Annotated in this window: 13 protein-coding genes; 5 read left to right on the top strand and 8 right to left on the bottom strand. The window is 63.0% G+C overall.

From position 1 onward, the window contains the following. Nucleotides 1-15 precede the first annotated feature (15 nt). From M0D67_RS19235 to M0D67_RS19225, 3 genes are all read right to left on the bottom strand, one after another. Nucleotides 16-1092: an aromatic ring-hydroxylating dioxygenase subunit alpha gene (locus M0D67_RS19235; RefSeq protein ID WP_266239404.1), complete on the bottom strand. Its 1077-nt coding sequence runs from the start codon at nt 1090-1092 to the stop codon at nt 16-18. Nucleotides 1093-1264: 172 nt separating this feature from the next. Next, nucleotides 1265-1765, bottom strand: a complete 501-nt coding sequence (locus M0D67_RS19230; RefSeq protein WP_266239403.1) for a GAF domain-containing protein — start codon at nt 1763-1765, stop codon at nt 1265-1267. A gap of 177 nt (nt 1766-1942) precedes the next feature. Continuing rightward, nucleotides 1943-2365, bottom strand: a complete 423-nt coding sequence (locus M0D67_RS19225; RefSeq protein ID WP_266239402.1) for a molybdopterin-binding protein — start codon at nt 2363-2365, stop codon at nt 1943-1945. Nucleotides 2366-2614: 249 nt separating this feature from the next. Between M0D67_RS19225 and M0D67_RS19220 the strand changes: the two genes are divergently transcribed. From M0D67_RS19220 to M0D67_RS19210, 3 genes are all read left to right on the top strand, one after another. Beyond that, complete coding sequence (locus tag M0D67_RS19220; protein WP_266239401.1) at nt 2615-4267, top strand: SH3 domain-containing C40 family peptidase; 1653 nt, start codon at nt 2615-2617, stop codon at nt 4265-4267. 144 nt (nt 4268-4411) lie between these two features. Next, nucleotides 4412-4888 carry a VOC family protein gene (locus M0D67_RS19215; RefSeq protein ID WP_266239400.1) on the top strand — a complete coding sequence of 159 codons (477 nt, stop codon included), beginning with the start codon at nt 4412-4414 and terminating at the stop codon, nt 4886-4888. A gap of 61 nt (nt 4889-4949) precedes the next feature. After that, nucleotides 4950-6158, top strand: a complete 1209-nt coding sequence (locus M0D67_RS19210; RefSeq protein WP_266239399.1) for an MFS transporter — start codon at nt 4950-4952, stop codon at nt 6156-6158. 86 nt (nt 6159-6244) lie between these two features. Here M0D67_RS19210 and M0D67_RS19205 read toward each other — a convergent pair whose 3' ends face one another. The 5 genes from M0D67_RS19205 to M0D67_RS19185 all read right to left on the bottom strand — a co-directional run bounded on the left by M0D67_RS19205 (nt 6245) and on the right by M0D67_RS19185 (nt 11555). Beyond that, nucleotides 6245-7048, bottom strand: coding sequence for a transglutaminase family protein (locus M0D67_RS19205; protein ID WP_154562199.1), 804 nt, complete (start codon nt 7046-7048; stop codon nt 6245-6247). Nucleotides 7049-7162: 114 nt separating this feature from the next. Then, nucleotides 7163-8080, bottom strand: coding sequence for a transglutaminase family protein (locus M0D67_RS19200; RefSeq protein WP_154562197.1), 918 nt, complete (start codon nt 8078-8080; stop codon nt 7163-7165). Nucleotides 8081-8448: 368 nt separating this feature from the next. Continuing rightward, nucleotides 8449-9870, bottom strand: a complete 1422-nt coding sequence (locus M0D67_RS19195) for an HdeD family acid-resistance protein (RefSeq protein ID WP_166618225.1) — start codon at nt 9868-9870, stop codon at nt 8449-8451. A gap of 169 nt (nt 9871-10039) precedes the next feature. Continuing rightward, the gene (locus M0D67_RS19190; protein WP_154562193.1) at nt 10040-10393 is read right to left on the bottom strand and encodes a hypothetical protein; all 354 of its coding nucleotides are present in this window, start codon (nt 10391-10393) and stop codon (nt 10040-10042) included. A 238-nt stretch (nt 10394-10631) separates the two neighbouring features. Further along, on the bottom strand, nt 10632-11555 hold the full coding sequence (locus M0D67_RS19185; RefSeq protein ID WP_154562191.1) for a recombination-associated protein RdgC: 924 nt from the start codon (nt 11553-11555) through the stop codon (nt 10632-10634). A 216-nt stretch (nt 11556-11771) separates the two neighbouring features. On the opposite strand from M0D67_RS19185, the gene M0D67_RS19180 reads away from it, so the two are divergent. Then, nucleotides 11772-12320, top strand: coding sequence for an ester cyclase (locus M0D67_RS19180; RefSeq protein WP_154562189.1), 549 nt, complete (start codon nt 11772-11774; stop codon nt 12318-12320). 87 nt (nt 12321-12407) lie between these two features. Next, complete coding sequence (locus M0D67_RS19175; RefSeq protein ID WP_154562187.1) at nt 12408-12728, top strand: hypothetical protein; 321 nt, start codon at nt 12408-12410, stop codon at nt 12726-12728. Nucleotides 12729-12741 lie beyond the last annotated feature (13 nt).

The raw sequence follows: 12741 nt of genomic DNA, 5'->3' as shown, positions 1-12741 counted from the left end.
AACGCGCACCGCGAACTAGCGCACATAGGCCTGGCCGAGGCCGATCTCGGCCAACGCCCGACGGTAGGCACCCGACGAACGGTCGGCGAGAATCGGCGCTTCCGCCGCGCGGTCGATCGGCAGATCTTCCGGGCGCTGCTGTTCGACGATCGCACGGTCTTCTTCGAACACCTGACGGTTGAACGCGTAGATGTCCTCGAGCGGCAAATCCTTATCGAAGTTACGCACGATCGGCACGAACAGACGCGTCTTGCGCGCGGACACCGGGCTCGCGGCATTCAGGATCGACAGGCGGCCGTTTTCGGGAAAGTGCACGGTCAAGCGCGCAAAGAACGGCACGTCCACGTCGAAGAAGCGGTGCCACAGATACCCCTCAGGCGCGCGATGCTGCATCGACTTCGGGAAGTTGCTGACCGTGCTTACGTACTCCGCGTGCATGCCGCGCTCACGCCGTTCGACCGAATACTGCGGCACCACCGGGTTATGCCGGTCGGCAAAACTGTCATGGTGAATCCATGCGAAATGCGCGACGTCGATGAAGCCTTCGGTCTGACGTCCCGCCGAAGCGTTGATGTCGATCGAGGGCGGCAGGATCTGCTGGAAGTCGGGATCGTCCCAGTTGGGAAACGCGGGCAACGCTTCGGTGCCGCCACCCAGCGAGACCCACACGAGGCCGTAAGCTTCCTGCGTCGCATACGTGACGAGATGCAAGCGCTCGGGAATCGGGCCATCCGTTTGCGACGGAATGTGCTTGCACTTGCCGTCGTTGCCGTACGCGAGGCCGTGATACGGGCACACGATATTGCCGTTATCAACCCACCCCTGGCTGAGCGGCGCGCCGCGATGTGGACAGATATCGCGCGCGCTCACCAGTTGGCCGTTCGAGCGGAATACGACCAGAGGCTCGTCGAGCAGCGTCACGCTGATGGGTTTGTCGGTCACGTCGGCGGCGAACGCCACCGGATGCCAGTAGCGGCTGAGAATCTCCCAGTCGTGGCTATCGAAGGTGCAATGGCGGGGTAAAGCGGGGGAACGTTGGAATGTCAGCGGCCTGGTGGTGGCGGCGGTGGCAGTAGCGGTGGCGGAACTCATGCATGTCTCCAAAACCTGGTGGGGGTTCGTCGCGCTCATGTGTTTTCTTGAGCGCGTGGAGAGAACGATAGCGGGACGAGGTCCGCCGACCCATCCCCTGAAATGCATCTAGTCTATGTATGAAAAAGCATAGGGTGCCACCGCACCGCTGGATCAGCGCTGCCTGAAACGCCTAGGCTGCGCGCGGAAGCGCGGCTTCGATAAACACCGCGCACAGTGCTTCCATGCCCTTCGCGTCTTCTTCATCGAAGCGCGCGACGACCGGGCTGTCGACATCCCACACGCCGATCAGCGTGCCGTCCGGTGCCACCAGCGGCACGACGATTTCCGATTGCGACGCCGAATCGCAGGCGATATGACCGGGGAATTCATGCACGTCGCGCACCACTTGCGTCTGACGGGTTTGGGCTGCCGTACCGCACACGCCCTTGCCGAGCGCAATGCGCACGCAGGCGGGCTTGCCCTGGAAGGGCCCGACCACCAGTTCGCGGCCGTCGTGAAAGTAGAAACCGGCCCAGTTCAGATCGCTCAGGGAATGGAACACGAACGCGGAGAAATTCGCCGCGTTGGCGATCCAGTCGGTTTCGTCGGCGAGCAGCGCGCGCGCCTGGGCGACCAGTTCTTCGTATTGCGCGGCCTTGGGGAGATGCGAGGCGGAGGAGACTTCGAACATGACGGCGTCCGTAATGAAAGCGGAAAGAGGAACAGCGAGGCGTGCAGTTTAAATCAAGCCGCCGTTTCCTTCACGGCACGCCGCGCTGCGCATGCTGCCCTCTTTCCGTTCGATCTACGTGCGACCTGACAGCGTTGTCCAGACGCCAAGCCTGCGAACAACGCCATGCATCGATCGTTATTCGACGCCGATGATCACGCTCGATGCCTTGAAGATCGCCGTCGCCGCTTTGCCGCTCGCGAGGCCGAGGCGGTCGACGCTTTCATTGGTGATGATCGCAGCGATCTGCGCGCCGCCCGCGCTGATGGTCACTTCCGAATTCACCGCGCCCTTGGTCACCGCCGACACGGTACCGGCGATGCAATTGCGTGCCGACACCTGGCTCTTCGCGACGTCGACCATCACGATCACCGACGACGCCTTGACCAGCGCAAAGGCCTTCTTGCCGGCAGCGAGGCCGAGCGACGTCACGCTGCCGTGCGTGATGATCGCGACGATCTCAAGACCGTCCTGGGTGCGCAACGTGACTTCGTCGTTCACGGCACCGTGTTTGACTTCGGCGACTTCGCCGGCGAATTGATTGCGTGCGCTGGTTTGCATGTTGTTCTCCTGGTTGTGGAGCCTCGTGAAAGACGCTTCGAGGCGATGTGTCGAGTATAAAGAAACGCCCGGCCTGGACGGCCGCTTGCGCGTGAAGTGCGGTATGGCACAGGCGCTATTGACGATTCGAACCTCAATGAAACCACATAAACGTTGGGTAAATACACTCATGGCGCCGCAAACGCACAATGCCCCGCCCGTCGCGCGACACCGTATCATCGTGCCCTTGGACCATCACCGTCGAACTCCATGCCTGTCGCCGTCCTGCCCCGCTTTGCCGCACGCTTGGTCACTCGCGTGGCCGCCCGATTGCCGCACGCCCGCCGTGCCGCCACGCTATGCGCCGCCCTCGCAGCCGCCGCTACCTTCGCCGCCTGCAGCAATCCGTCGCCGACCCGCGACGCTCACGCGAGCGTCGACACGGTCGCACTGTTCCCGATCGCCAATTACGACCAGAACGTCGATCACTGGCTAGAACCGGACAGCCCCGGCTACGACCGGCCGTTCCTGAGTCCCGCAGATCAGCAGGCGCACTTCAGCGCCTTTTACGCACGCTATTTCGGCACCGGCACAACCGCGCAGTCGCCATGGAATTCCGCTTACGTGGCGATGCGCGTCTATCGCCAGCAAGGCGCGGACATTGTCGCGCTGCAGCAGCGCCGCATCGACAAGTTTGACAACACCGGCAAGAGCGGCGCGGCGCTCGGCTACGGCGAGAATTTCCGGCCGCACGACAAGGCGTGGATCGAAGCGATCGCTCAAAACATGGACGTTGGCCAGTTCACGCAGGAGGCGGTCTACAAACCCGAACGCCGCGCGATCGCAACCAGCAACCTGATGGTGCGCGAACTGCCGACCATGGACCCGTCGTTCTACGATCACCGCCTTGCCGGCGAAGGCTATCCGTTCGACAACCTGCAGATCTCCGCAATACGTCCAGGCACGCCGCTGTATGTGCTGGGCAGCAGCATCGACGGCGCGTGGCGCTATGTGCAGACGCCCGACGTGCAAGGCTGGGTGCGCAGCGAAGGCGTCGGCCTGACTGACGACACCTTCGTCGACACGTGGCGCGCCGCCACCGCGAAGTCGCTGGGCGCCGTAATAGTCGCTTCGGCGCCGGTGCGCGACAGCCGCGGCGTGTTCCGCTTCGACGCGCCCGCCGGCACGCTGCTGCCGCTCGCCCCGGACCACGCGACGCGGCCCGCACCACATGCAAATCAACCAGCGAGCGAAGCCACCGACGCCCCCGCCTCCCGCAAACTCTTCGTCCCGGCCCGCGATGTGGACGGCCACGCGGTCATCCGCACCGCCCAACTGAGCGATGCCCAGATTGCCCCGATGCCGCTCGCCGCCACCCCGCGGCATCTGGCGATGTTGATGAAAACGCTGATCGGTCGGCCGTACGGCTGGGGCAATAGCGGCCTCTACAACGACTGTTCGTCGGAGCTGCAAAGCATCTTCGCGGCGTTCGGCGTGTGGCTGCCGCGCCATTCGTCGACGCAGATGCGCGCCGGACGCATGATCGATCTGTCCGCGTCGACGCCGGCACAACGGCTCGACTACCTCGCTCAGCACGGTGAACCGTTGCGCACGCTGATCTACATTGGCGGCCATGTGATGCTGTACATCGGCAACACGACCCGCAACGGCAGCGCGGTGCCGGTGGTCTACCAGGATGTGTGGGGCTTGCGTCCGGCCGACAATAGCCGGCGCGCGGTGATCGGCGGCTCGGTGATCCTGCCGCTGTTCGAGCACATCCCGGAAGATGCGACCTTGCAATCGCTTGCGGCGACCCCGACGTTCCAGATCAGCATCCTCGGCGCGCCGGGCGGTGGCGCGGCGACGCCGGCGACACCTTCCACACCGGCCACGCCGCCGGACGACGACAATCCGGCCGGTTGACACGCCGCACCGCACGGGCGTGCTTAAAAAATATTTTTCCCGGAGTGTCGATTCAACGGTGCTGCGCTCGTCGTAACGTTGAAGGCCTGGCTTACACAGCCGGTCTTTCAACTCACGAACCTGTTACTTCAAGGAGTCGCCGTCATGTCCAGCCCCGCTGTCAAACCGATCCCGGACGGGATGCACTCGCTTACCCCGTATCTGATTTGCGCCAACGCCGCGGAAGCCATCGCGTTCTACACCACGGCTTTCAACGCCGTCGAGCAATACCGCCTGCCCGGGCCGGGCGGCAAAGTGTTGCACGCCAGCCTGAAGATCGGCGACTCCACGCTGATGCTGACCGACGAATGGCCCGACCACAACGCGCTGGGCCCGAACGCGCTGAAAGGCACGCCGGTCACGATTCATTACTACGTGGAAGACGTCGACGCCAGTTTCAAGCAGGCCGTCGAGGCCGGCGCGACCGTCGCCATGCCGCTTGCCGACATGTTCTGGGGCGACCGCTACGGCCAGTTGAAGGACCCGTTCGGCCACAGTTGGTCGCTCGCCACGCACAAGCGCGACCTGACCCCGGAACAGATTCAGGAAGGCATGCAAGGCGCGGGGTGCGGCGCGCAATAAGCCGCGGCCCTTCGATCTTTGATAGGATCGGTCTCGACCCATAAACGGCGGGACATGAACGGTGCGCGTCAACCATCAGGCTTTCTTCTGCTCGCTGTTTGTCGCCCGTCTCGCCGATCAGGTCCTGCTGTTCCTCGTTCCACTCGTCGTGTTTCAGACGACGCACCAGGTCTCGTGGTCAGGTCTCGCGTTTTTTATCGAAACCCTGCCGCGTTACCTGGTCTTTCCCTTCTTCGGCGCCTTGTGCGACCGGATCTCGCCGCTCAAGCTGATGCGCGTGAGCCAGACCGTGCGAGCACTGGTGTGTTTCGGCGGCGTGCTGGCGTATGTGCTGTTTGGCGGCATCGGCTGGTTGATCGCGCTGTCGGCATTGTGCGGTGTACTCACGAGCCAGGGGTTGGTCGCACGCGAAGTGATGCTGCCGCAAATCTTCTGCACGCAGCAATTCCAGCGTGTCCTTGCCTACTCGCAGTTGGCCGACCAGTTGGGTTTCGTACTCGGCCCGATGCTGGCCGCACTGCTGCTCGGCTTGTGGCGCTGGGAGTGGGTGGTCGGCGCAACGGGCGTGCTGTTTCTGCTTGCCGATGCGGCGCTGATGCTGTGGCAACACACCAGCGGTTTCCGCGCCGGTGATCCACCTCCCACTGCGCCGGGTCACTGGACGATGCCCCTGCGCATCGCGCTGCGCCATGTGCTGGTACTGCCCGGCCTGAAAAAAGTCGTGCTGCTCGCCGCAGCCGAAAATCTGGTGATCGGCGTGACGCTCGCGACATCCGCTGCGATGGTGACCGGCTTTCACGCGCAATCGAACCGCTACTATGCCGGCCTGCAAACCGCAGGCGCCGTGGCGACGGTGCTGATTCTCCTGACGATCGCGCGGAACACCTGGCCTGCGCAGACACTCGGCCGGGTCGCGTTCATTTCAATCTGTGCCGGCGGCGTGATCGCCGGCGCGAGTGCGGCGCCCTGGGGCTATGCACTCGGCTTCCTGCTGATTGTCGGCTTCGACAAGATGTTCAATGTCTACATCCGCAGCGCAAGGCAGAAAATCATTCCGCCCGAGGACTACGGCAAGACAACCGGCGCGGTGATCCTGTTGAACAACATGACGCAACCACTCGCCGGTTTGCTAGTCGGGGTGTTTTCGGCGCGCGCACAGACCGGCTTGCTGATCGTGGCGCTTTCGGTGGCGATGGGCTGCATCGGCGTGGCGGTGTCGCTCGGCTCGGCGCTGTTGCGACGCAAGCGCGCGCTCGCGCTTGGTGAATGAAGCCGCGCACGCCTGGTCGGCCGAAATTGCCCGTGCTTTGCGCACGGCGCCATCGGCACAAAACCGCCACGGGAGGCGAATGAATCCTATATTGCCTCACAGACAACATCGAACTTCATTAACTGCGTCGCCCCAAACGCATTGCTGATCGCGACGTCGGCGGCATCTCTCCCGCGCGCCATCAAAACCCGCCCCGTACGCGGCACATTGTTCCGCGGATCGAAGGTCTGCCAGCAGCCTCCCACATACGCTTCGAACCACGCGGCGAAATCCATCGTCGCATACGGCGGCGGCGTGCCGACATCGCTGATATAGCCCGTGCAATACCGTGCGGGGATATTCATCGCCCGACATAGCGTCACGGCCAGATGCGCGAAATCCCGGCACACGCCCTTCCTCTCCTGCCACGCCTGCCACGCGGTCTTGGTCGGCCGCGCGAAATCGTAGCCAAACACAATGTGCTCGTGCACGTAGTTGCAGATCGCATCCACGCGCCCGCGCCCGAGCGGCATCTTGCCGAACGTCTGCCACGCAAATTCGGATAGCAAATCAGTTTCGCAATACCGGCTGCCCAGCAGAAACACCAGCGTATCGTCAGGCAACGCCTCTACCGGATGCTGCTCGGTCAGCGGCGGCCGCCGCTCAGGCTCGGACGACACCTCGAGCACCGCGCTTGTCGAAAACGCAATCAGTCCCTGTGGCGCCACGATCCGGCTGCACAGATTGCCGAAGCCGTCGCGATACTGGCTGATCGGCACCGGCGGATTGACCGCCAGCAAATCCGGACTCAGCACGTCCTTCGCGTGCGAATAGTGCGTGTTCAACATCAGCATCATCGGCGTCGGTTGCACGCACTCATAGACCAGCTCGTAGCCAACGCGCAATTTCATCGCGACGCCCTCTTCCAGTTGAAACATTCAGTTGACGCGCCCGGTGAGCAACCTGAGTTGACACTCCCAGCTAACACGTTCGATTTGTGCAAGCCCAGTCATCCGGCTCGCCCCTCACTTTCCTTCGGTCACGCTCACATCGACCTGCAAACCGCGAAACGAATGCGGCGCGCCATGCCATGTGCCCCACAACGGCAACGCCTGGTAGTAGTTCCACGCCACCGCCACCCGAATCAGATGGCGATTGCCGACGATGCTATTGGTCGGATCGAAATCGACCCAGCCGGCGCCCGGCAGATAGATTTGCAGCCACGCATGCGTCGCACCGCCGCCTTGCACCGCGTCGTGCTCGGGCACGTCGGGCACGAACAGATAGCCACTCACAAAGCGCGCCGCGAGGCCGAGCGAGCGCACCGCATCCATCATCAGCACGGCGAAATCGCGGCAACTGCCGCTGCGGTTGCGCAAGGTGTCGCCAGGACGGTGCACGCCCTTCTCCGTGCGGCGCACATAGAAAAACGTGCTTTTTATGTCGAGTGTCATCGCGCGCAGCAACGCCATCGTGCCGCCGGTGCCGCTCTTGCCGCTCGCGCCGCTCACCCCGCCGCTGCCCGGCACGGGAACGAAGCGCCGTGCCCATTCGTCGACGTCGCGGTCGGGATACTGGCGGCTGCGTGCGTTCACGAGATCGGACGCTTCCTCGTTGGTGTACGCGAACGGCCAGTTCACCGCGTACGGCTCGAGCGCGTAGTCAGGCATGGGCGTTTCGAAGTGTTCGAGCGTCGCTTCGCTGTCGAAGCGCAATTCGCTCGCCTTGCCCGTGAAACTCGCGACCGCCACGGAATTGTCGAACACGTCGTGCAGCCAGTGCAGCCGCGACGGCGTCGGCGTAATCACCAAGCGGCTCGTGACGAGGCGCAAGTCGTGGCTGGCGCGCGGGCGGAACATCATCCGGTGTTCGCCGAACCGCACGGGTTCCGAGTAACGGTAGACGCTGACATGACGCACCGTGAAACGCTGTGGCTCAGTCATCTGACAGGCCGATGGATGCAACTGGATTCGTCCTGAGCATCACGTTCACGCTGGTAAAACCGCTGCCGCAGCAGGCGCTGGGCGCCCGGCACGGTTTGATCCTGAAAGAGCCACGACTAGGGTTCGGCGTGGTGAGGTGCTGTCATCGACAAGCTTTCGCTTTGAGCATACACCCGCCATATTGGTTGAAATCACTCATTTGGCCGGAGGTGGCGCGCTCGCGGAAGTTATCAACAGAATCTGTTCGCAAATCTGTGCATAACTACCCGGCAAAATCGGCAAGCGCTTGATACGCCTACTGTTTCTACAGTGACGTCGAAGTCGGGCAGGCCCCGTGCGGCGCGCCAGCATCGAGCGCATCAAGCGCCTCAATCGCGCACAGTACTGGCGGCGCGGCTGGGCCCGGCTTCCTGCGCGGCCGGCGCGCCACGCTCTTCCTCGCGCCACTCCTGCCGCGAACGCACCATTCTGCGCACGGCGAGGCGCGCCATCTTCACCCAACCCGACGGACGCGGGTCGGCGAGCATGCTGAGCGCGCGGGCATAGTCGAGCGTGAGGCCCGGTGTCCACGCCATCGTCGCGGCGCGTTTGCGCAGTTGCGCAGCCACCCACAACTCCGGCGTCGTCATCACCCGCAGAAACGGCCGCCATCCGCCGAGGTTGCCCCATACCCGCGCCGACGCGCCTTCGATCGCCGCTTCCAGCGCGCGCGATACGCTGCTCGAGCAATTGCGGTGTGTCAGGTTGTAGGTCGTGTCCTGACGATAGGTGTCCCAGAAACGGCGCAGACGCGCGGGATCGTAATTGCGTATGCGCACCTGAACCGTGGACGGACACCACGCTTTCGATTCGGTCGGGTAGTCGGGCTGAAAAACACCGGGCACGTCGTTCTCGCGCGTCGCGCGCAGAAGCCGCGCGAAATCGTCGGGTGAACGATCGATCTCGACGCCCGGATATAAGCTGATGTAGATGCCTTCAGGCGATTCGAGCGCGGCATGCCCGGTCGATATCACGCCGTTACGATCCACCGCCGCAATATAACGATCGACGATCAACTGCCGCCGCGCCTCGCCCTTGGCCGAGCCGACCGGCGTCCACACGTGCACGGTCAACGCATCTTCATCGGCGCTGGGCGGGCCGTCCCATTCCACCGCGCTCAACCGACCGGGCGCGACCGCACTCGCCGCAGAGTTGGCCGCATCCGCGCTTGCATCATCCGACGCCACTGCGGGATTCGAGGCGAGACGCCGCACGCGTGTACTCAGCAGAATCAGGTTCCAGCCGCCGAATATCAGACCGAGGCCGAGACAGTACGGCACGGTGCCCACATAGTGCGTCGGATAAGGCTGATAGAAGAAAACCGCCAGCGCGATTTCAACACCCCCACCTATCATCGCGAGCCGCCAGGTGCGATAACGAACGACCTTCGCGGAAACGATCTGCAGCAGACCGTCGGCGAGAAAGAGCGTGCCGAAGATCATCGACAGAATGAAGTTGCCGTGATGATGGCCGGCGAGAATCAGCGCCGCCGCAAAGCAGAATGCGATGCCCTTCACATAGCGCAGCGTGCGTTGCCCGCCCATGCCAGTCCACGCGACGGTCAGCGTAGCGAGCCCTTCGAGCAACAGCAACAGCGCAAACGGCGTAATCGGGAAATAGAGCGCGCTATCGAGCGCGTCGATGAACACCACCACACCGAGCACGAGGCTCACCCAGCCGATCAACTGCAACGAGCGCCAGCGCGCGCGTAGGTAATCGACACCCAGCAGGATCATAACCAGTCGAACCATTGCAAGCCCTCCGTGATCGATGCGCCTTTCTGAACGCAATCTTAACCATATTCACGGCGCTGGCGCGAACGGGTTCGGTGTAGCGGTGGTCTGCGCGTGATGACGCTTTCACGCAGCGCCGCTTCGCGAATGCATCGTGCATCGACACCGCACGATCGCAGCAAGATCCTCAGACGTACTTGTGGCGCTCATGCCGATGCGCCTTCGACGGACGTGCGCCGCGCTTGCTCGCACTCGCGGCCGCATGCGGTTCATCATCGTGCGGCGAGATGCGCGGGGTGGCATAAGGACCGTTCGGCAACACGGCGGGGCTTTGCGGGGTTGCCGCGCTTTGTGGCGCAGTCGATGAAGTCTGTGCAGCGGGCAACGGCCCCGTTGCGGCGTCGATCACCTTCTGCAATTCGTCCTGCGCGTACGCTGGCAGCGGCGCGGGAGGATACGTCGCGTTGGCAGCCATGGCAGTGGAGGTGGCAGAGACGGCACAGGCAAGGCCGAGGGCGATCATCAAGTGGGCGATTTTCATGTCGAGTCCTGGTCAGGATGACGCGACTCGCATGATGGAAAGCGTGGCGCGCGTCAATGGATCGGAAGGTTCCTGACGGCTTGAACCGTCAGCACAAACAGTGTGACGGCCGGGACATGAAGGGTAAATTTTATTAAGCCGGATTCAGATAACCATAATCTGGCTTAATAAGCGCCGGCGCGAAGCATTCTCGACGCGCCGGCCTGCAACGGACAAACGCAGTTCCGGCGAATGTCACTCAGGCAGCCGCGGCTTGCGGCATTTCCATGCCCTGCTCTCCACCCAATGCGTCGAGCAGATCGCACAGCATGCGATCGAGTTCGGCGGTCATCAGCGTGACGTCGGAATCGAAGCGCTCGTCGTCGTTCTGCGCGGTGGGGTCGCTTGCTTCCTTGAGGACATCGAGCGGCGCGATGCGCTTGATTATCAACGAAGGCGTCAGCACGAACGACACGCGATCGTTCCACGTCATCGCGAGACGCATGCATTGCTTGCCGGCTTCGATATGACGGCGCATATCTTCGGCATCCAAAGTATGTCCGACGTAGCGCACCGTCGCGTTGCCTTCCGTCGGCGAGCGCAATTCGGTGTCCTGGTCGAGCGTGAAGCCCGCGGGACCCTCGCCGGAAAGCAGCCATCCGGTCATCGCCGCCACCGGAGATTGCGTGACGCGCACGGTGCCGAGCGGCAGTTGATCGATCGACTTCACCAGCAGGCCGCGCACTTCGTCGGCGACCGCTTGCGAGCCCGCGTCGATCACGAGCCAGCCGTTCCTGGTATCGATCCACACGCGCGTATCGCGACGAATGCTGAAGGCGCGCGGTAGCAGTTCGTCGGTCACCTGCTCCTTGAGTTCGCGCATCTGCTTGCGGCCAGGTTTGAAGCCCTGCTGCTCTTCGAGTTCGAGCGCACGCGCCTTGGTCACTTGCGTGACGACCGAAGCCGGCAGCAGTTTCTTTTCGGCGCGAAACACCAGCAGCATCTGGCCATTGAGCGAATACACCAGCGAGTCGTTGTCGCGCGGCGACGCCCAGCCGTGGCTTTGCATCTCGACGCTGTTGCCGGGCGCGAACGCGTGCGGCGCGAGCCATTTCTCCATTTGTTCAGGGGTGACGGACCACGGAGCGGGAAGACGGTGCAACTGAAGGTTTTTGAACCACATTGGCGGGGTCTTGTATGGGCAAAGCGCGTCATTCTATATGACTCGGAGAAGATGACGTGGTCGGGCGCGTGCCCGCACGCTCGGTGCCGACGCGACGCCACCGCAACGATGATTTTCAAATAAAACTCGAAAATCCTTTAAGCAACAGACCGATTATCAAACACAGCCGTTAGCCAGAGAATGCGTTTCATCAAATCAACTTCTCCGGAGCGTGTCATGTCCCCAACCTTCATTTACAGATTTGCCAGTCACGCGCTGCTCGCAGCGGGCCTCGCCGGCGCCGTGAGCGCACACGCAGCGAGCGCTGACACCTTGCCAGTGCCCCATCACATTGCCGTCGACTCCGCTTCGGCGAAGAGCGCCGCGATCGTGCGGACCGCGCGTCGCTACGCCGCGTTCTGGAATACTGGCGACGAGGCCTACGCGAAACTCGCACTGTCACCGGCGTTCGTCGACCGCACCTTGCCGGACGGCAGGCAGCAAGGTCCGAGCGGCCCGTTGCAGGCATCGAAGGGATTTCGCGCGGCGGTGCCTGACCTGCACGCCGAAATCGACGACCTCGTGGTGGCGGGCGACCGCGCCTCGGTTCATCTGCATTTCTATGGGCACTTCACCGGGCAGTTCCAGAACCTCAAAGGCAACGGCCAGACCGTCGACTTCCAGGCTTTCGATCTTTATCGCGTGGAGGGCGGCCGCATCGTCGAAAACTGGCACCTCGAAGACAATCTGACCCTGCTCAAACAGCTCGGGGCGATCAAACCATAGTGGTTTAGCCGCATCAGTCTTGAGGCGCGCTTTACGTTCAAATCAGCTAGACTTTTTGAGAAGCGCACGACAAAGACGGAGGCGGCCATGGCCGATGAAACCGCACCTTGGCAGATGGTGGAGTACGAGGGTTTCGAAATTCACGTGGCGCCCTTCCCGAAAAATCCGCCCGACGAAACGAAGCCGTCGGCCGCGCCTGATAACCGCTACACGTATGTCGGTTACGTGTGCCATCCGGGCGCCGATCCGGCCATCCCAGGGCATGCAGTGCCGTTCCATCCGGATGGCGAAGAGAGCTTCGCCGGCATGGAAGACGCGCTCTACGAGGGTGTGCATGTGGGTCGCAGTATCGTCGACGGCACGCACCCCGATTTGACGGTGCTGCCGCTGGTGACGGGCGGGGTGTGAACCTCGCTTGCGG

The sequence above is a fragment of the Paraburkholderia sp. SECH4 genome (assembly GCF_030511745.1).
GTDB classification, from domain to species: domain Bacteria; phylum Pseudomonadota; class Gammaproteobacteria; order Burkholderiales; family Burkholderiaceae; genus Paraburkholderia; species Paraburkholderia madseniana.
Note: the sequence above shows the minus strand (reverse complement) of the source record. Positions and strands in the feature narration are given on the sequence as shown.

Excerpts from the sequence above, each read along its gene's own strand:
- M0D67_RS19235 (WP_266239404.1), bottom strand. The coding sequence starts at position 1,092 with ATGAGTTCCGCCACCGCTACTGCCACCGCCGCCACCACCAGGCCGCTG.
- M0D67_RS19230 (WP_266239403.1), bottom strand. The coding sequence starts at position 1,765 with ATGTTCGAAGTCTCCTCCGCCTCGCATCTCCCCAAGGCCGCGCAATAC.
- M0D67_RS19225 (WP_266239402.1), bottom strand. The coding sequence starts at position 2,365 with ATGCAAACCAGCGCACGCAATCAATTCGCCGGCGAAGTCGCCGAAGTC.
- M0D67_RS19220 (WP_266239401.1), top strand. The coding sequence starts at position 2,615 with ATGCCTGTCGCCGTCCTGCCCCGCTTTGCCGCACGCTTGGTCACTCGC.
- M0D67_RS19215 (WP_266239400.1), top strand. The coding sequence starts at position 4,412 with ATGTCCAGCCCCGCTGTCAAACCGATCCCGGACGGGATGCACTCGCTT.
- M0D67_RS19205 (WP_154562199.1), bottom strand. The coding sequence starts at position 7,048 with ATGAAATTGCGCGTTGGCTACGAGCTGGTCTATGAGTGCGTGCAACCG.
- M0D67_RS19200 (WP_154562197.1), bottom strand. The coding sequence starts at position 8,080 with ATGACTGAGCCACAGCGTTTCACGGTGCGTCATGTCAGCGTCTACCGT.
- M0D67_RS19195 (WP_166618225.1), bottom strand. The coding sequence starts at position 9,870 with ATGGTTCGACTGGTTATGATCCTGCTGGGTGTCGATTACCTACGCGCG.
- M0D67_RS19190 (WP_154562193.1), bottom strand. The coding sequence starts at position 10,393 with ATGAAAATCGCCCACTTGATGATCGCCCTCGGCCTTGCCTGTGCCGTC.
- M0D67_RS19185 (WP_154562191.1), bottom strand. The coding sequence starts at position 11,555 with ATGTGGTTCAAAAACCTTCAGTTGCACCGTCTTCCCGCTCCGTGGTCC.
- M0D67_RS19180 (WP_154562189.1), top strand. The coding sequence starts at position 11,772 with ATGTCCCCAACCTTCATTTACAGATTTGCCAGTCACGCGCTGCTCGCA.
- M0D67_RS19175 (WP_154562187.1), top strand. The coding sequence starts at position 12,408 with ATGGCCGATGAAACCGCACCTTGGCAGATGGTGGAGTACGAGGGTTTC.